General features: G+C 73.8%; 17 protein-coding genes. 5 read left to right on the top strand and 12 right to left on the bottom strand.

All coding sequences use genetic code 11. The features are described 5' to 3' along the window. Positions 1–83: 83 nt before the first annotated feature. The 9 genes from rbsK to AC5L3X_RS35080 form a co-directional block, all read right to left on the bottom strand. Complete coding sequence (gene rbsK, locus AC5L3X_RS35120; RefSeq protein WP_494862808.1) at positions 84–971, bottom strand: ribokinase; 888 nt, start codon at positions 969–971, stop codon at positions 84–86. Further along, positions 968–2,341 (bottom strand): ADP-ribosylglycohydrolase family protein, encoded by a 1,374-nt coding sequence (locus AC5L3X_RS35115; RefSeq protein ID WP_494862806.1) that lies wholly within the window; start codon positions 2,339–2,341, stop codon positions 968–970. Before AC5L3X_RS35115 ends, rbsK begins: the two co-directional genes overlap by 4 nt. 130 nt (positions 2,342–2,471) lie before the next feature. Then, positions 2,472–3,644 carry an ADP-ribosylglycohydrolase family protein gene (locus AC5L3X_RS35110; RefSeq protein ID WP_494862804.1) on the bottom strand — a complete coding sequence of 391 codons (1,173 nt, stop codon included), beginning with the start codon at positions 3,642–3,644 and terminating at the stop codon, positions 2,472–2,474. Then, a complete protein-coding gene (locus tag AC5L3X_RS35105; RefSeq protein ID WP_494862803.1) occupies positions 3,641–4,603 on the bottom strand; it encodes an ADP-ribosylglycohydrolase family protein in 963 nt (320 codons plus the stop codon). The genes AC5L3X_RS35110 and AC5L3X_RS35105 overlap by 4 nt, the downstream gene beginning before the upstream one ends. A gap of 5 nt (positions 4,604–4,608) precedes the next feature. After that, positions 4,609–5,703, bottom strand: a complete 1,095-nt coding sequence (locus AC5L3X_RS35100; protein WP_494862801.1) for an ADP-ribosylglycohydrolase family protein — start codon at positions 5,701–5,703, stop codon at positions 4,609–4,611. Beyond that, on the bottom strand, positions 5,700–7,001 hold the full coding sequence (locus tag AC5L3X_RS35095) for an ABC transporter substrate-binding protein (protein ID WP_494862799.1): 1,302 nt from the start codon (positions 6,999–7,001) through the stop codon (positions 5,700–5,702). Before AC5L3X_RS35095 ends, AC5L3X_RS35100 begins: the two co-directional genes overlap by 4 nt. 9 nt (positions 7,002–7,010) lie before the next feature. Continuing rightward, a complete protein-coding gene (locus AC5L3X_RS35090) occupies positions 7,011–7,829 on the bottom strand; it encodes a carbohydrate ABC transporter permease (RefSeq protein WP_189128218.1) in 819 nt (272 codons plus the stop codon). Further along, positions 7,826–8,737 carry a carbohydrate ABC transporter permease gene (locus AC5L3X_RS35085; protein WP_494862798.1) on the bottom strand — a complete coding sequence of 304 codons (912 nt, stop codon included), beginning with the start codon at positions 8,735–8,737 and terminating at the stop codon, positions 7,826–7,828. Before AC5L3X_RS35085 ends, AC5L3X_RS35090 begins: the two co-directional genes overlap by 4 nt. Further along, a complete protein-coding gene (locus tag AC5L3X_RS35080; RefSeq protein ID WP_494862797.1) occupies positions 8,734–9,768 on the bottom strand; it encodes a LacI family DNA-binding transcriptional regulator in 1,035 nt (344 codons plus the stop codon). The genes AC5L3X_RS35085 and AC5L3X_RS35080 overlap by 4 nt, the downstream gene beginning before the upstream one ends. 150 nt (positions 9,769–9,918) lie before the next feature. Between AC5L3X_RS35080 and AC5L3X_RS35075 the strand changes: the two genes are divergently transcribed. Both AC5L3X_RS35075 and AC5L3X_RS35070 read left to right on the top strand, forming a co-directional pair. Continuing rightward, entirely contained in the window at positions 9,919–11,406 is a 1,488-nt protein-coding gene (locus AC5L3X_RS35075; RefSeq protein WP_494862796.1) for an SDR family oxidoreductase, read from the top strand. Between the two features lie 107 nt (positions 11,407–11,513). Further along, positions 11,514–12,473, top strand: coding sequence for a YbgA family protein (locus tag AC5L3X_RS35070; RefSeq protein WP_494862795.1), 960 nt, complete (start codon positions 11,514–11,516; stop codon positions 12,471–12,473). Positions 12,474–12,502: 29 nt separating this feature from the next. On the opposite strand, the gene AC5L3X_RS35065 is transcribed toward AC5L3X_RS35070, so the two are convergent. Continuing rightward, positions 12,503–13,744 carry an MFS transporter gene (locus AC5L3X_RS35065; protein WP_494862794.1) on the bottom strand — a complete coding sequence of 414 codons (1,242 nt, stop codon included), beginning with the start codon at positions 13,742–13,744 and terminating at the stop codon, positions 12,503–12,505. 35 nt (positions 13,745–13,779) lie between these two features. Here AC5L3X_RS35065 and AC5L3X_RS35060 point away from each other — a divergent pair, with 35 nt between their 5' ends. The 3 genes from AC5L3X_RS35060 to mihF all read left to right on the top strand — a co-directional run bounded on the left by AC5L3X_RS35060 (position 13,780) and on the right by mihF (position 15,961). Then, entirely contained in the window at positions 13,780–14,967 is a 1,188-nt protein-coding gene (locus tag AC5L3X_RS35060; protein ID WP_494862793.1) for an ROK family protein, read from the top strand. Positions 14,968–15,146: 179 nt separating this feature from the next. Continuing rightward, a complete protein-coding gene (locus tag AC5L3X_RS35055) occupies positions 15,147–15,551 on the top strand; it encodes a GlcG/HbpS family heme-binding protein (protein ID WP_189128224.1) in 405 nt (134 codons plus the stop codon). A 104-nt stretch (positions 15,552–15,655) separates the two neighbouring features. Then, positions 15,656–15,961: an integration host factor, actinobacterial type gene (mihF, locus tag AC5L3X_RS35050; protein WP_184962109.1), complete on the top strand. Its 306-nt coding sequence runs from the start codon at positions 15,656–15,658 to the stop codon at positions 15,959–15,961. 87 nt (positions 15,962–16,048) lie between these two features. Here the strand turns inward: mihF and AC5L3X_RS35045 are convergent, their stop codons facing one another. Together AC5L3X_RS35045 and AC5L3X_RS35040 are read right to left on the bottom strand one after the other, a co-directional pair. Beyond that, entirely contained in the window at positions 16,049–16,696 is a 648-nt protein-coding gene (locus tag AC5L3X_RS35045; RefSeq protein ID WP_189128225.1) for a response regulator transcription factor, read from the bottom strand. Beyond that, on the bottom strand, positions 16,687–17,934 hold the full coding sequence (locus AC5L3X_RS35040; protein ID WP_494862792.1) for a sensor histidine kinase: 1,248 nt from the start codon (positions 17,932–17,934) through the stop codon (positions 16,687–16,689). The genes AC5L3X_RS35045 and AC5L3X_RS35040 overlap by 10 nt, the downstream gene beginning before the upstream one ends. Positions 17,935–17,954 lie beyond the last annotated feature (20 nt).

Here is a 17,954-nt window from a genome sequence, read left to right as displayed (position 1 = left end):
GCCACTTCGGCCGCGAGGGCTTCTCCTGGGAGTCCACCGACCGCGCCGAGTCGCTCCGGACCGCCGCCGGCCTCTGACTCACGTCAGCGGGCGAACGCCGCCTCGATGTCGGCGCGCGACGGCATCGAGGTGCTGGCCCCCTCCCGCTGGACGGACAGCGCCGCCGCCGCCGAGGCGAACCGCAGCGCCTCGGCCATCGGACGGCCCTCCACGCGGGCCACCGCGAGCGCGCCGGCGAACGTGTCACCGGCCGCCGTGGTGTCGACCGCCTTCACCCGCACGGCGGGCACCCGCAGCCGGTCGCCCGAGCGCGAGCCGTACAGGGCGCCCTCGGCGCCGAGCGTGATCACCGCTTCGGGAACCCGGTCGAGCAGCGCGTCCAGGGCCGCGTCGGGAGAGGACGCGCCGGTGAGGTCGGCGGCCTCGTGCTCGTTGGGCACGATCAGCGCGACCGCGTCCAGCAGCTCGGCCGGCAGCGGCCGCGACGGGGCGGGTGTGAGGATGGCGGGCACGCCCGCGTCCCTGGCCGCCCGCGCCGCGGCGACCACCGCCGGCATGGGGAGTTCGAGCTGGAGCAGCAGCGCCCGCGAGGCCGCGATCACTGCCTCGTCCTCCTTGCCGGGGCCGGTGACGGCGCCGTTCGCGCCGGGCACCACGACGATCGAGTTGCCGCCCTCGTCGTCGACCACGATGTGCGCGATGCCGCTCGGCCCCGGCACCCGCCATAGCCGCTCGACGTTCACCCCGGCCACGGCCAGCGTCTCGCGCAGCTCGGTGGCGAAGCCGTCGTCGCCCACCGCGCCGAGGAACGCCACCTCCGCGCCCGCCCGGGCCGCGGCGATCGCCTGGTTGGCGCCCTTGCCGCCGGGCACGGTGCGGAACATCCGGCCGGTGACCGTCTCACCCCGCCGGGGAGCCCGCGACGCGTACGCGACCAGGTCCATGTTGGCACTGCCGAAGACCGAGATCATGCGCCCATCATCTCCTGCGTGCGGCGGGCCAGCTCCGCCAGGCCGATGCCGTCGAAACCGGTCAGGCTGGTCGCCAGGCTGTCACGGGTGCGCCACCGCCGGGGCACCCCGCCGTTCAGCGCCCCGGCGAGCGAGCCCGCCGTCGCGCCGGCCGAGTCGGTGTCCCACCCGCCGGCGACCGCCCCGGCGATGGTCGCGGTCACGTCACCCTCGCCGTGGACCAGGGCGGCGGCGACGAGCGCGGCGTTGTTGACCGTGTGCACCCAGTGCAGGCCGCCGTGCCGCTCGTGCAGCCGGTCGACCACTGTCTCGAAGTCGCTCTCCCGCGCGGCGTCCTCGACCGCCTGCCGTACGGCCCGGTGCAGCCGCGAGCCCGGCGGGACGACCGACAGCCCGGCGTTCACCACCTCCTCGGCCGAGGTCGCGACGAGCGACTGCGCGCACATGGCGGCGGCGAACATCGCGCCGTACACGCCGTTCGCCGTGTGCGTGAGCCGGGCGTCGCGCCACGCGTACTCGGCCGCGGTGGCGGGCTCGCCCGGGTTGACCCAGCCGTACACGTCGGTCCTGATCATCGCGCCGATCCACTCGCGGAACGGGTTGCGGAGCGTGGCCGTCTCCGGGGGCTCCACACCGGCCAGCAGATTGCGGTACGCGACGCGCTCCGCGGTGAACGTACGGCCCGCGGGCAGCTCGTCGAGCCACAGCCTGGCCACGTCGTCGGTGGTGAAGGCGCGGCCGTGGCGCTCGAGGACCGTCAGGGCGAGCAGCGGGTAGTTGAGGTCGTCGTCCTCGGGGATGCCGTCGATGTTCTCGGCCAGCGAGTTGACGGCGCTGCGCCGGTTCCACGGCCACCGTTCGGCGACCTCCGGCGGCAGGCCCCTGGCGGTGAACCAGCCCCGGATGGGCCAGTTGCCGGTCGCCTCGGCGATCGCCCTGATCCCCTCGCGCGGGATCTTCTCCACCGGCTTGCCCAGAACGCACCCCGCGACCCTGCCCTGCCAGGCCCCCAGCACCCGCGCGGGGTCGATCCGCCGCCCGCCCGGAACCCGGTCCAGGTCGGGCCGCCGCCCGCCCGGCACCCGGTCGCGGGCCGCGGGCCAGGCCGGGGTGGCGGCGATGATGGCCGCCAGGTCGGTCGGCTCGTCGAGCGGCGACGGGATCGCGGCCAGCTCGTCGAGCAGCCGCTCGGCCAGCGGCCGCAGCCTCGCCGCGCCGGGCTCGGAGGCGCCGGCGCGCGGCGGGGCGTCGTGCCCGCCGGCCGCGTGCCATCGGGCGGTGACGTCGCGCACGTCCCTGCCGTCCTCGGCGGCCTGCCGCAGCTCGTGCCCGACCAGGTCCTCGGGCTGCACCCAGGTGAGCCGGATCACGCGCGCCCCGTCGTACCGGGACGAAGCACCACGGATCGCGACACGACCACCGCCGTACCCGACCCGGGCACCACGGATCGCGACACGACCACCGCCGAACGCGGAGCGGGCATCGCGCCCGAAGCGAGCCTCATCGGGGGCCGTCCGTGAGGAGGGTGGCGAAGGCGGACTCGTGGACGTGGCGGCGGGCGCGGTCGTCGGCGTGGACGCGGCGGGCCACCTGGGCGATGGCGCGGCCGGGCGCCAGCAGGTCGATGCGACTGGCCTCGGCGACCTCTTCCAGCCACGCGGCGGGAACGGCGGCGAGCCCGCCGAGCGCGCCCGCGATGGCGCCGCCCATGGAGGCGATCGAGTCGGCGTCGCGGCCGTAGTTGACGCCGCCGAGCACCGTCTCCCGGAAGTCGCCCTTGGCCACGACAAGGAAGGCGAGCGCCAGCGGCAGCTCCTCGATGCTGTGCACGCGGCTCGGCCGGCGAGCACCGAGGCCCTGGTCGCGGTAGGTGTCGGCGACCGTGTCGTAGGGCCGGACGGCCGCCCGGAGCGCCGCGAACGAGCCGTCCCAGTGGCCGAGGCCGCGCGCGGTCTCGCAGACGGCGTCGATGGCGGCCCGGGTGCCGTCCTTGGCCAGCCGCAGGCAGGTCGCGACCACCGAGTCGACGCTCGCGCCCGGCCGCATGGCCTCGGCGACGGCGGCGGCCATCACCCCGGCCGCCTCCCTGCCGTAGCTCGACTGGTGGGCGCCGGCCAGGTCGACCGCCTCGGCGTAGGCGGCGTCGGGGTCGGCGGCGTTCACGACGCCGACGGGCGCCATGTACATCGCCGCGCCGCAGTTCACGATATTTCCGACGCCGGCCTCGCGGGGGTCCACATGGCCGTAGTGCAGCCGGGCCACGATCCACTTCTCGGCCAGGAAGATCCGGTGCAGCGGCAGCGCCTCGGTCTCCAGCTCGGGGATCCACCGCCGCTCCCCCATCAGCTCCGGCACCAGGTGGTCGGCCATCGCGTAGGCCCCGAGGTGCCCCTGGACCTTCTCGTAGACACGGATCAGCGCGTGCGTCATCAGGGTGTCGTCGGTGATGTGGCCGTCGCCCTTGTGATAGGGCGCGATGGGCCGGGCGTTGCGCCAGTCCTCGTTGTACGGGGGCACGATGCCCTGCACCGGGCCGCCGTACCTCTTCACGATCTGTTCGGGAGTCCAGCCCTCGGTCGCGCCGCCCAGCGCGTCACCGACCGCCGCCCCCGCCACGCAACCTGTGGCCTTGCTCGCGAGCAGGTCGGCAGGCTGGTCTTCAAGCGGCGTCATGCGAATTCCTCCGTGAGTTCCATCAGATCCTTCCCCGCCAGCGCCGGCACGCAGCAGCCGGCCAGCGAACGGGCCGACGCGATCCACCCCTCCGGGATCGAGGCGAGCCCGCCACACGCGCCGGCCAGCGCTCCGGTGAGAGCGGGGGCCGAGTCGGCCAGCGCGGCCAGGCACGCGGCGGCCGGCACCGCCCGGTCGAGCGCGCCGCCCGACACCTCGGCCAGCGCCAGCGCGACGGGCACCGTCTGCGCCGCGCCCACCGCGTAGCTGTAGACGTGGTCGAGCAGGGCCGCGTCGAGCGCGGGCACGGCGGCGAACGGATCGCCCGCCGCGCGGGCCACCTCCAGCGCGAGCCGCGCGTTGTGGCCGATGGCGGTGTCGCCGGGCAGTACGGTCAGCGCCGCCCGGACGGCCTCGGCCGCCGATCCCGACGCGACCGCCTCGGCCACGGCCAGCGCCATGGCTCGCGCCCCGAGCAGCCCGTCACCGGCGTTGGTGACCTGGGCGTCCTCGGCGGGGTCGCGGCCGAGCGCGCCGAAGGCGACCGCCCTGACGGCCGCGGCGTCGTCGAAGTGGTGCGGGTTGTCGTGGCCGCTGGCGGGCGGCTCGACGCCCCGGGCCAGGTTGCCGATCGCGGTCGCGACCGAGATGCGGGCCCGGATGTCCGGGCCGAGCGCGCGGAACGCCGCGGCGCGCGGCTCGTCGACGGTGAGCAGCGTCCAGGCGAGCCATTCGGCGTCGTCGGACGGGCCGACGGCCAGCGGCGCGACCGGCTGGTTGAGCGCGAACGGCACCGGCAGCGTGGTGACCCGGTGCTCCTCGGCGAACGCGTCGAGCTCGCGGTGCAGCCGCCTGCTCCACGGCGCGTGCAGGGCCGCCCGGTGCCTGGCGGCGGGCCAGCCGGCCGCGTCGCCCACGGCCAGCCCGAGAAAGGCGCCCCTGATCCTGTCCCCCGACATGCGCTCTACCGCCCTCCCCCCGGCCCATCGGCCGTTTCGTCCGCCAAGGCCCCGAGCCCGCCCAAGTCCGCCGGATCCACCGGTGCCGCCGGGCCGGCCGGCAGGAGGGCGGCCAGCTCGTCGGCGACGTCGAGCACGTGCCTGCCCGCCACCACGGGCAGGCACTTCCCGGTCGCGGGGCCGATCCGCCGGGCCCACCGCTCGGGCACGCCGCGCTCGCCCTGGCCCGCTCCGGCGACGGCGCCCGCGATGGCGCCGATGGTGTCGGCGTCCCGCCCCAGCCCGACGCCGAACGTCACGGACGCCTCCACGTCGCCCTCACCCACCAGGTAGGCGGCCAGCGCCAGCGCCACCGCCTCGGGAGCCAGGTCCGTCCAGGGGTAGTGCCTGACCACGACGGCCGCGTGCAACGCCTCGACCAGCGCGTCCTGCGCCCCCGGCGCGCGGGCCGGCGCCTCACCGGAGCCGGACGTGGGCGACCGGTCGAGCACCTCGCACACCCGGGTGATGTTCCGGGCGGTCCAGGAGTCGGCCGGCAGCACCGACAGCGCGGCGCGTACCGTCTCCCGTGGTGAGGCCCCGGACATGGCGGCGGCCACGGCCCCCGCGACCGCGCGACCGCCGAGCACGCCCTCGCCCGACTGGCTCACCAGACCGTCCTGCTCGACCAGCCGCGCCGCCTCAGCCGGGTCGCCGGGGCAGAACACGCCGTACGGCGCGGCGCGCATGGCCAGGCCGTCCGACCAACCGTGCAGGTGCGCCCGCCCGGTCAGCGGCGGCTCCAGCCCCCGGCGCAGCGCCTCGACCGTGCCGAGCTCGGAGAAGCCGGCCCCGCGCATCGGCCCCGTCACCAGGGGGACGATCTCCGCCCGGTAGGCGGCGGCCACGTCGGCCGAGGTCAGCGCGTGCCCGTGCCGCACCAGCAGCGAGGCGGCGAAGACGGCGTACTCGGTGTCGTCGGTGCCCCCGCCCTCGATCTCGGTGAGCCGTCCCCACCGCCGGCGGATCTCGGCCGGAGAGAGGTTCTCCGCCGGCGCCCCGAGGGCGTCTCCGGCCGCCAGGCCGAGCAGACACCCCCGGGCTCTGTCGCGAAAGGTCACCGCTGGTACCGCTCCAGCACCTTGTTGCCGTCGTCGACGAGCCTCTTGGCCGCCTCGTCGATGGTGATCTTGTTGGCGTAGAACTCCTGCAGCACCGGCGTCGCCACCTTGCTCTTCCACTCGTCGAACCCGTTCACCTTGAGGAACGGCGCCACCACGAGGTTCTTGCCCGAGGCGGTGGCCACGTCCCAGCCGTTCTCCTCGGTGGTGAGGACCGGGTCGGAGGCGGCCTTGACCGAGGTGGGCAGCAGCCAGTCACCCCTGGCGAGCTTGGCCTGGTTGGGGCCGTTCAGGAAGAACGAGATGAACGTGACGGCCTCGTCCGGATGCTTGCTGTCAGCGGCGACCGACAGGGTCTGCGAGACCGCGCCCTGCTCGGCGCTGACGCCCTTGAGCGGCGGGAGCGTCACCCACTCGAAGCCGTCGGGCGCCTGCTCGGCGACCTGCTGCCGCAGGAAGACGCCGACCGGCAGCATCGCGTACTTGTCGGCGAAGAAGCCGGGCAGCGGGTCGGCGGTGCCCATGCCGAGCGCCGCCGTGTCGGCCGACTTGTCCTTGTAGAGCTGGTCGTGGATGCGCTGGAGGACCTCCTTCTCCTCCGCGCCGACCTTGACCGTGGTCTTGCCGCCGGTGGTCTGGAAGAACGTGCCGCCGAAGTTGAGCGCCAGGTTGAGCGTCTTGTTGACCGGCGACTTCATCGGCCAGGCCACGCCGTACGTGTCGCCCTTGGTGAGCTTCTTGCTGATGTCGGCGAACTCGTCCCACGTCCACGGCTCACCGGAGGTGGGGATGCGCACCTTGGCCGCGTCGAGCAGCTTCTTGTTGGCGATGATGACGTGCGACTCCTGCAGGAACGGCACGCCGAACACCCCCTCGCCGCCCTTGCCGTCGCCGAAGGTGACGGTGTCCCAGGCGGGCTGCGGGATGTCGCTCTTCAGCTCGGCGGGCACCTTGTCCTTCAGGTCCAGCAGGTAGCCCTTGGCGGCGAACCCCGACAGGGCGGGCGAGTCGTCGTGGATGACGTCCGGCGCGTCGCCGCCCTCGAACGACGTGACGAGCTGGTCGTTGACGGTGTCCCAGCTGCCCTGGACGTAGGTGACCTGGATGCCGGGGTTGGCCTTGTTCCACTCCTCGACGAGTTGCTTGTTGGCCTCCACCGACTCCTTCTGCCAGGCGAGGCTGAGGAAGTCGAGCTTGATCGGCTCGCCCGAGGAGGGCTCCTGCTCCGCACCTCCCCCACCGCACGCGGCGGTCAGCGCCACGATCGCGGCAGCCGCCAACGCGGACTTCAAACGCATGAGAGCCTCCTAGCCCTTGACAGCGCCGGCCATCAGACCGGACCTCAGCCGTCGCTGGATGATCGCGAAGAAGATCAGGCTCGGGATCGTCGCCATGAGCGACGCCGCGGCGAGCGGGCCGAGCCTGGACACCCCCTCGGGGCCGGTGAACCTCACCAGCGTGAGCGGAAGTGTCATCACCTCGGGGTCCTTGAGGACCACGAGTGCGAAGAGGAACTCGTTCCAGGACGAGATGAACGAGAACAGCAGTGTGGCCACCACTCCGGGCGCCAGGAGCGGCGCGACGACGCTGACGATCGAGCGGATCCGGCCCGCGCCGTCGACGGCCGCGGCCTCCTCCAGCTCGCGCGGCACCGACCGCACGTAGCCCTGCAGCATCCACAGCGCGAACGGCAGCGTGAACGTCACGTGCACCACCACGAGCCCGGTCAGCGTGTTCACCAGGTCGAGCCGCCGCAGCACCATGAACAGCGGGATGATGATCAGGATGAACGGGAAGACCTGGCTGACCAGCACCCAGCCGAGCGTGACCTGCTTGAGCAGCCCTCGGTAGCGGGCCAGCGCGTAGGCCGCCGGCAACGCCACGGCGACCGTCAGCAGCGAGCTTGCCAGGGCCACGACCAGGCTGCGGGCGCCCGCGCCCACGAGGTCCTGCTCGCCGAACGCGTCGCCGAAGTTGGCCAGTGTGGGGTCGCGCGGGATCCAGGCAGGGTCGAGGGCGGCCATCTCCTGCGGCGTCTTCAGCGCCGTGGACAGCAGCCAGACCAGCGGGAACGCCAGGAAGACGAGGTACGCCAGCAGCGCGGCGTACTGCGGGACCCTTCTCACGAAACCTCCCGCAGCTGCCGCCACAGATAGAACCCGAGCAGGGCGAGCACGACGATCACGATGGTCAGTCCGAGGGTCGCCGCGTAGCCGAAGAAGCCGTAGCGGAACGCCTCCTCGTAGGCGAAGAGCATGGGCAGCCGGGTCCGGCCGCCGGGCCCGCCCTGGGTGAGCACGTAGACGAGGCTGAACTGGTTGACGTTCCACACGAAGTCGAGCGAGGTGATGGTGACGATGATGGGGCGCAGCTGGGGCAGGGTGATGTTCCAGAACCTGCGCCAGGTGCCCGCGCCGTCGACCTCGACCGCCTCGTACAGCTCCCTGGGCACGCCCTGCAGGCCGGCCAGCAGCACGACCGTGGTCTGCGGCATGCCGCTCCAGACGCCCATGACGATGACGGCGGGCAGGGCCCAGGTGAAGTCGGCGAGCCAGTTGACGTCGGTGCCGAGCGTGCTGTTCAGGATGCCCGCGTCGGGGTGGTAGACCAGGCGCCACATCAGGCCGATGACCACGGGCGGCATCGCCCACGGCACCACGGCCAGCACCCGGGCCAGACCCCGGAACCACAGCCTCTGGTTGAGCAGCAGCGCCAGGCCCAGCGAGGCGAGAAACTGCAGCACGGTCACGGACACGGCCCAGATCAGGCCGATCCTGATCGACGACCAGAACTCGTCGTCGGCCAGCAGGTCGCCGAAGTTGGCCAGGCCGACGAAGCTCGTGACGTGGTTGCGGCCGGCCTCCGCATCGGTGAACGCCAGGCCGATGCCGTACAGGAGGGGGCCGACGCTGAACAGCAGGACCGGCACGAGGGCGGGCAGCATGAGCATCCACATCTCGCGGCTCTGCCGCGAGCCGCCGCCGCGCCCGGCCTGCCGCCTGGGCGGCGCGGGCCGCGTCACGGTCGCCGTCACGAGGCGTCCTCCCGCGGCTCCTCCGCGCCCGCCCGGCCGGTGGAGGCGCGCACCACGAGGTGGGGCGGCACCGTGACCAGGCGGGGCTCGCGCTCGCCGTGCCGCAACCGGTCGAGGAGCAGCTCGGCCGCGGCTCGGCCACGTTCGGCGGAGCCCAGGGAGACACTGCTGAGCGACGGCCAGGAGGCGGCGGCGAGGTCGGTGTCGTCCATGCCGACCACCGCCACGTCCCGCGGCACCCGCCGGCCGGCGGCGCGCAGCACGTCGAGCGCGCCCAGCGCGATCAGGTCGTTGGCGCACATCAGCGCGTCGAGGTCGGGCACCCGGTCGAGCAGCGTCGCCACCGCGCGGCCCCCCTCCGCTCGGTAGAAGTCTCCGATCTCCACCAGTTCCTCGTCGTACGGCAGGCCGAGCGCGCCGAGCGCCTCCCGGTAGGCGGCGCCGCGGGCCGCGCCCGGCACGGTGTCGAGCGGGCCGTTGACCAGTCCGATGCGGCGGCGGCCGAGCGCGTGCAGGTGGTCGAGGGCGAGCCGGACACCGGTGCGCGAGTCGGCGCGCACGTTGTCGACGGGCGTGCCCTCGGGCACCGAACCGATGATCACCACCGGGGCGCGGGCGGAGGCGAGCATCGCCAGGTGCGCCTCCGTGACCCGCAGCGGCACCATGATGAGCCCGTCCACGTATCTCTCGCCGAGGCTGTGCAGCACCTCGATCTCGTCGGCCACGACGGCGTCGGTGGAGTGCAGCACGAGCCGGTAGCCGGCCGCCTTGAGCACCGGCTGGATCTCCCGCAGCATGGCCAGGTAGGCCGGGTTGCCGACGTCGGCCATGGCGAACGCGACCTGGTGGGTGCGGCGCGACTTGAGCGATCTGGCCACGGCGTTGCGCACGTAGCCGAGCTCCTCGGCCGCGGCCAGCACCTTGCGCTCGGTCTCCTGCCGGGTCGGCAGTCCGTTGAGCACCCGTGAGACCGACGCGATGGAGACGCCCGCGCGCGCGGCGATCGTGGTGATCGTGGGTCCCTGGCCCAAAGCTGTCCTCCTGTGGATGTAAACGTTTCCAGCGCGTTGCTGTAAACGTTTACCGTGTTTCGGACATGAAACCGGCAGCCGACCACGAGGTCAAGTCACGATCGCATAACGCCAGGTCAGGGTAGGTGTCGGTGAGGAGGTGGTCCAACGATGGCCCGATGTCTTGTCACGGGAGCGACCGGCTACATCGGCGGGCGGCTGGCCCCCGAGCTGCTGGCCGCCGGTCATCAGGTGCGGTGCATGGTGCGCACCACCCGCAAGCTGCGCGACCTGCCGTGGTCCGAGCGCGTCGAGCCGGCCGAGGCCGACGCGCTCGACCCGGAGGCGACCCGGCGGGCGCTGGACGGGATCGAGGTGGCCTACTACCTGATCCACACCATGGGCGCGCGCCGGGACTTCGCCGCGGCCGACCGGCAGGCGGCCGGCGTGTTCGCCGAGGCGGCGCGGGCGGCCGGCGTGCGCAGGATCGTCTACCTGGGCGGGCTCGCCTCCGGCGAGGCCCTGTCGCCGCACATGCGCTCGCGCGCCGAGGTGGCCGACACGCTGCAGGCCTCCGGAGTCCCGGCCGTGGTGCTGCGGGCCGCGGTGATCATCGGGTCCGGGTCGGCCTCCTTCGAGATGCTGCGCTACCTGACCGAGCGGCTGCCGGTGATGACGACGCCGCGCTGGGTGCGGACCCGGACGCAGCCCATCGCGGTGCGCGACGTGCTGCGCTACCTGGTCGCCTGGGCGTCCGTGCCGGACCGCGTCGACCGCGCCTTCGACATCGGCGGCCCCGACGTGCTGACCTACGCCGACATGATGCGCTGGTACGCCGCCGTGGCCGGCCTGCCGCCGCGGCTGATCATTCCGGTGCCGCTGCTCAGCCCGTGGCTGTCCGCCCACTGGGTGGGCCTGGTCACGCCGGTGCCGGCCGGCATCGCCCGCCCGCTGGTGGAGTCGCTGCGCAACGAGACCGTGTGCCTCGAACACGACATCGCCCGCTACGTCCCCGACCCGCCGGAGGGCCTGACCGGCTTCCCTCGGGCCGTGGAGCTGGCGCTGAAGAAGATCAAGGAGGCCGACGTGGCGACGCGCTGGACCTCGGCCTCCACCCCGGGCGCACCCAGCGACCCGCTGCCCACCGACCCCCACTGGACGGGCGGCAGCCTCTACGTCGACCGGCGCACCCAGGTGGTCGACGCCGACCCGGCCACGCTCTGGCGGATGATCGAGGGCATCGGCGGCGAGAACGGCTGGTACTCCCTGCCCGTCGCCTGGCACCTGCGCGGAGCGATCGACCGCGCCCTCGGCGGAGTGGGGCTGCGCCGGGGCCGCCGCGATCCGGCGCGGCTCAGGGCGGGCGACGCGCTCGACTTCTGGCGGGTGGAGGAGGTCGAGCGCGGCCACCTGCTGCGGCTGCGGGCCGAGATGCGGCTGCCCGGTCTGGCCTGGCTGGAGCTGAGCGTGTCGCGCGAGGACGGCCGCACCGTCTACCACCAGCGGGCGATCTTCCATCCGCGCGGGCTACTGGGGCATCTCTACTGGTGGACGATCTCGCCCTTCCACGAGCTGATCTTCGGCCGGATGTCCCGCAACCTGGCCGCAGCCGCGGCCGCGGCCGAGCCGCGTCCCGGCGAGCCGGCCGCGCGGGTGTGACCGGCCGGGACGCCGCGCCCGACGATCTCCCCGCCCTTGGTTGCCCTCCCGCCTCCCTCCAGATATGAATAAGTTTTGACGAACTTATCTATCCAGAGGAGGCGGCGATGAACGCGCTCCCCGCCATGGCCAGGCCCAGGGTGGCCGTCTCGGGTTGCCTGCTCGGCGAGCCGGTACGGTTCAACGGCGGCCACAGCCGCGACCGGTTCCTGACCGGCGCCCTCGACCCGCACGTCGACTGGGTGCCGATCTGCCCGGAGATGGAGGCCGGGCTCGGCACCCCGCGCGAGACGCTCCGCCTGGAGAGCTCCGGCGACGGGCCGCGCCTCATGACCCGCAAGACCCGCGTGGACCTCACCGACCGGATGACCGCCCTGGCCCGCGCCCGGGCCGCCGCGCTCGACGTGGACGGGTACGTGTTCAAGGCCAAGAGCCCGAGCTGCGGCGTCCACGGCATCCCCGTGCACCGGGAGTCCGGCCCTCCGGCCGACCGGCGCGGCCGGGGCGTCTACGCCGGGGTCGTCATCTCGGCCGACCCGCTGCTGCCGGTCGAGGACGAGGGGCGGCTGCACGACGCGCTGCTCCGCGAGACGTTCGTGGAACGGATCTTCGCCCACGCCCGGCTGCGCGAGCTGCTGACCGGCGACTGGCGCCCGCGCGACCTGGTCGCCTTCCACACCCGGCACAAGATGCAGATCCTCGCCCACGATCCGGCGACCTACCGCCTCGCCGGGCGGGTGGTCGCCCAGGCGGGCGTCTGGTCGCGTGACCGGCTGGCCGCCGACTACGCCCGGGTGTTCCGCATGGCGCTGGCCAGGAAGGCCAGCGTCGGCCGCAACGTCAACGTCCTTCACCACTGCCTCGGCATGATCGGCGTCGATCCCGTCCAGCGGGCCGACCTGGTGGAGGTCATCGCCTCCTACCAGGCGGGCCTGGTGCCGCTGAGCGTGCCCGCGACGCTCCTGCGCCACCACGCCCGCTGCGAGGACAGCGGTTACGTCCTCGACCAGAGCTACTTCGCGCCGTACCCGGCGGACCTGGCCCTGCGCAACCACGTCCCCGCCTGACATCCCGTGAGGCCGCCTGGACGCCCGGGTCACTCGCGGGCGGACGCCTCGGCCGGTTCGGACTCCCCGGCCGCCGAAGAGGCGACCGGCAGGGCGCGGATGGCCGGGACGCCCGTGAGGGCGACTACGGCGGCGAGGACGCCGGGCACGATCAGGGCGACGGGAAGCGACGACGCCTCCGCGATGTAGCCGAGCAGCGCGGGCCCGACCAGCAGCCCGCTGTAGCCGAACGCGGTCACCAGGGACAGCGCCCGGCCGACGCGCCCGCCGGCCGCGCCGACGGCGCTGAAGATGACCGGCACCACCGTGGCCAGCCCGACGCCGGCCAGCGCCCAGCCGGTCCAGGCGCAGACCACGCGCAGCGAGGCGCCGGTCAGCGGCGCGGCCAGCACGAGGCCGTATCCGCAGGTGGCGATGATGCCGGCGAGCCGGATCGTGTTGACGGAGCCGAGCCGGGCCCGGATGGGGTCGCCGAGCAGCCGGATGGCCGTCATGGCCACGGCGAAGATCGTGTAGGCGAGCGGCGCGGCGGCGGCGTCGGTGTCGAGGACCCAGCGGGCGTGCAGGGCGGCCCAGTCGATGGCCGCCCCCTCGCTCAGGTGCCCGGCGAACGCGGCCACCCCGAGCAGCGCGATCAGCCCCCAGCGCAGGCCGCCTCCCGTGCCCCCACCGGCGGCGTCCTTTCCCGGCTCGGGATGCGCGGGCGGCGCGGGCAGCAACAGCAGAGCCAGCGGCACGTACAGGAACGGCACCACGATCGCGGCCGCGATGAGCAGCGTCTGCGCGTCCAGGTCGGCGCGCAGCACGACGGCGGTCAGCGCGCCGCCCGCCGCGCCGCCGAGGCTCCACGTGCCGTGGAAGGCCGAGATGATCGGCCGCGCATAGGCGCGTTCGACCTCGACGGAGTGGGCGTTCATGGCGACTTCGGTCACGCCCAGCCCGAGGCCGAAGACCACCGCCAGGCCCGCCAGCGCCGGGTACGACGGCGCGAGCGCGGGGCCGAGCAGCACCACGGCCGACAGGGGGCCGCCGACCCAGCACACGACCCTGCTCGACCATCTGTCCACCAGCGGCCCGGCCACCAGCATCGACACCAGCGCGCCGGCCGAGATCAGCAGCAGCACGCTGCCGAGCCTGCCGGCGCCCAGGTCCAGCCGCTCCTCGAGCGAGGGGAGGCCCGAGGCCCACAACCCCATCACGAACCCCGCCAGGAAGAAGTAGCCGAACACCCCGATACGGGCGCGCCGGGCGTCCGCGAGACTTATGTTCATGGCTAGAGCATAATGAGTCGCATGAGGCGTACACAATGAGCGGGGCGACGACCAGCGTCGAGCTGCGCGCGCACAACCGGGTCCGGCTGCTGCGCGCCGTGCACGACTGCGGCGCCACGCGCACCCGCTCGCAGCTGACCCGCGACCTCGGCCTGGCGAGGGGCACCGCGTCGGTGCTGGCCGCCGAGCTGGCCGGCGACCGGCTGGCGCACGAGGCGCCCGCGCCCGAGCACGGCCGGGGCCGCCCCACCCAGGTGCCGGGCCCGCACCCGGACGGCCCGCTCGCGCTGGCCGTCGACCTGCGCGAGGACGGCTGGGAGGTCGCCGCCTGCGAGCTGGGCGGCCATCCGACGCCCCTCGGCTCCGCCGGCCACGACGGCACCCCGGCCCATGCGCTCGGCCCGCTGGGCGAGGCGCTCCGGGGCCACCTGGCACGGCTCGGCCACCGGGTGGTCGGCGTGGGCGTGGCCGTGGCGGGCCCGGTGCGCGCCGGAGGGCTGGTCGACGTGGCGCATCTGCGCTGGCGCTCGGTCGACGTCCCCGCCCTGCTCGGACTCGGCGCCACGGTGCCGAGGGTGGGCAACGACACGGCGTTCGCGGGGCTGGCCGAGGCTCGCCGGGGCCTGCTGCGCGACGCCCGCGTGGGGCTGCACCTGCACGTCGACTTCGACGTCGGCGGGGTGCTGGTGGTGGACGGCCGGCCGCTGGGCGGCGCGGGCGGGATGGGCGCCGAGTTCGGGCACATGCCGCTCACCGGCGGGAACGCGCCGTGCATGTGCGGGGCGCACGGCTGCTGGGGGATGGACGTGGGGGCCAACGCCCTGCTGCGTCACCTCGGGCTCGCCTACGGCGGCGGGAGGGGCCGCGCGCGGGCCGAACAGATCCTCGCCCGAGCCGCCACGGCCGCCGCCGCGAGCGCGGAGGCGCGGGCGGTGCGCGCCTGCGCCCAGGCGCTCGGCCGGGGCATCGCCGCTCTGACGAACGCGCACGACCCGGAGGTGGTGACGCTGTCGGGGCTCGGCGCCGACCTGTACGAGCGGGCCCTGCCCGCGCTCGTGGAGCCGTTCGAGACCGGTCTCATGACGATCCGCCGGGAGCGGCCGCCCCGGCTGGCCGCCTCCGCCCTCGGCTGGCGCGGTCCCCTGATCGGGGCCATGGAGTCGGTCTTCGACGACTTCCTCACCGTCCGGGGCGTCGAGGCCTGGCGCCGGCTGCACACCTGAGAAACCCCTGCGACACGCCCGGAATTCGGAATGTGATGGATACCACGCGGGAGGGCGGAAAGCACCCACAGGTCGCCGGCGCGCGGCACCGTACACGATCTTGCGGAGCCGCCCGCCCGGCGGTACGGATGGAGGCGGACGATGGGTGCGGCGGCAGGTTCCTGAGGGGAAGAGAACACGTGGACCTTGAACTGGCGCTACGCGTGTGCGAGGCGGCGTTGAAGCAGGCGGCACGCGAAGGCGCGCTGATCTCCGTGGCGGTGGTCGACGCGGGCGGCCATCTGGTGACGTTCCAGCGTATGGAGGGGGCGCGGCTCGCCGGGCCGGTGCTGGCCCCGGGCAAGGCCTACACCTCGGTGGCCCACGGCAGGCCCACCGCCGACCTGGCGGAGCTGGCCCGCCCGGGAGGCGAGCTCTACGGCCTGGCCGGTGATCGTTTCGTCTGTTTCGGGGGCGGTGTCCCGCTGTGGGCGGACTACGGTGAGGGCGAACGGGTGATGGGCGGCGTAGGGGTCAGCGGAGGCACCATCGCGCAGGACGTGGCATGCGCCGAAGCGGCCGCCTCGGTCTGGCACACCCGCTGAGCGGTGACTTTCCGCACGGGGAATGGCGGGTATCCGCCATGATTAGCCCCTGCACGACGGGTAACAGGAAACCCCGAACGTCAATCCCCGAGGAGAGATCCGAGATGGCACTTCCCACGCTCACCCCCGAGCAGCGCAAGGCGGCTCTGGAGAAGGCCGCCGAGGCGCGCGCGGCCCGCACCGCCCTGCTGGCCAAGGTCAAGGCAGGCGAGCTGTCCTTCGCCCAGCTGCTGGAGCGCGATGACGACATCGCCAAGAAGATCAAGGTTTCGCAGGCCCTGCGCGCGGTCAAGGGCGTCGGCCCCGCCAAGGCCACCGCGCTGATGGAGGAGGCGGGCGTCGACGAGAAGCGCCGTCTCGGGGGCCTGGGCGCCCAGCAGCGCAAGAAGCTGGTCGACGCGCTCGGCTGACACCGGGCGGCCGGGTCCGCGCGGAACCGACCGCGCGGACCGGCCGGCGTTCCGGGCCGGACCGCCCGGACCGTTCCGCAAAGGGCGTCAGGACCGCAGGTAGGTCAGCACGGCGAGGACCCTGCGGTGCTGGTCGCTGTCGTCGGCGTACAGGCCGAGCTTGCTGAAGATGCTCCTGATGTGCTTCTCCACCGCCCCGTCGCTGATCACCAGCTGCCTGCCGATGGCCGGGTTGGACCTGCCCTCGGCCATCAGCCCCAGCACCTCCCGCTCGCGCGGGGTCAGCTGGGCCAGCGGATCGTCCCTGCGCCTGCGCACCATCAACTGCGACACCACCTGCGGATCGAACACGGTCCCGCCCGCGGCGACCCGCCGCAGCCCCTCCAGGAACTCGTCGACGTCGACCACCCGGTCCTTCAGCAGGTAGCCCACCGCGCCCCTGGCGTCGGCCAGCAGGTCGTCGGCGTAGGAGACCTCGACGTACTGCGACAGGATGAGCACGGGCGCGCCCGGCACCCGGCTGCGGGCCTCGACCGCCGCCCGGAGCCCCTCGTCGGTGAACGACGGCGGCATCCGCACGTCCACCACCGACACGTCCGGCCGGTGCTCGGCCACGGCCGAGACGAGGCCGTCGCCGTCGCCGACGGCGGCCACCACCTCGCAGCCGAACTCTTCGAGCAGCCTGACCAGGCCCTCCCTGATCAGAACGGCGTCATCGGCCACGACTACGCGCACGGCACCTCCGCCACGATCACTGTCGGCCCGCCGTCCGGCGACCGGACCGTGAGCTCCCCGTCGACCGCGCGGAGCCGGTCGGCGAGCCCGGCGAGACCGTGTCCCTTGGCGACGTGTGCGCCGCCGACCCCATCATCCCCGATCGTCAGCATGAGGACGCCGGCGGCCCGGGTCAGCTGGACGGTGCAGACGGTGGCGCGGCTGTGCTTGGCAACGTTCGTCAGCGTCTCGGCGACCACGTAGTAGACGGCGTTCTCCACACTGGCCTGGTAGCGCTCGGAGACCTGCACGTCGAGGTCGACGGAGACGGTGCAGCGGCCGGCCAGCGCGGCGAGGGCGGGAGCGAGCCCGCGGTCCGACAGGATGGGCGGCGCGATGCCGCGCGACAGGGCGCGCAGCTCGTCGAGCGTCTCCCGGGTGGCCGTGATGGCCGAGTCGATCGTGGCCTGGGCGGCCTGGGGGTCCTTGTTCATCTGACGCTGCGCCCTGGACAGCTCCATGGCGAGCGAGACGAGGCGCTGCTGCGGGCCGTCGTGGATGTCGCGTTCCAGCTTGCGCAGCGCGTTGGCCTCGGCCGAGACCGCGGCGGCCCGGCCCTCGGCCAGGTCGTCGATGCGCTCGTGCAGCTCGGCGACGCCGGTCAGCAGCGCCCGGCCGAGACCCGCCCGCAGCAGCGCGGACCCGCGCACCAGGAACGGCAGGAGCAGCGCGCTCAGCAGCCCGAGGCTCAGGTAGAACAGCACGTTGGTCCAGTAGCCCGCACCGAAGCCGAGGAGCTGGGGCAGCTCCATGTTGCCCGGGATGCGGGAGGTGACGATGCCGTAGATCGGGTAGGTCAGGCCGGCCAGCGGCAGCGCCCAGAAGACCACGGTGACCACGAACGAGACGATCGAGATCGGGAAGTTCAGCAGGCCGTGCAGCAGGTCGAGCCATGACTGCCCACTGGTCAGCGGGTTGACCAGCCTGCGGAAGCGGCCGGCCCCCGCGGGAGCGGGCTTGTAGCGGGGGCGCACGGGCGGGCGCTCCAGCACGTCGGCCAGCCAGGCTCGCTCCGCGTCGGCGAAACCGCGAGCGACCATGAGGGTGCCGACCAGGATCGGCACCCCGACCCAGACGACCACCGTGCCGACCCCCGCGGCGAACCCGGCCACCAGGAGCACGAAGGCGATGACGGCCGTGGGGAAGCCGACGAGCGTGTAGCGCGTGTCCAGCAGGACACGCCTCTTCAGGGAGCGCATGGCCTACACGCTATGACTCC

This window comes from Nonomuraea sp. CX421 (assembly GCF_059358955.1).
This window is presented reverse-complemented; position numbering and strand designations above follow the sequence as displayed.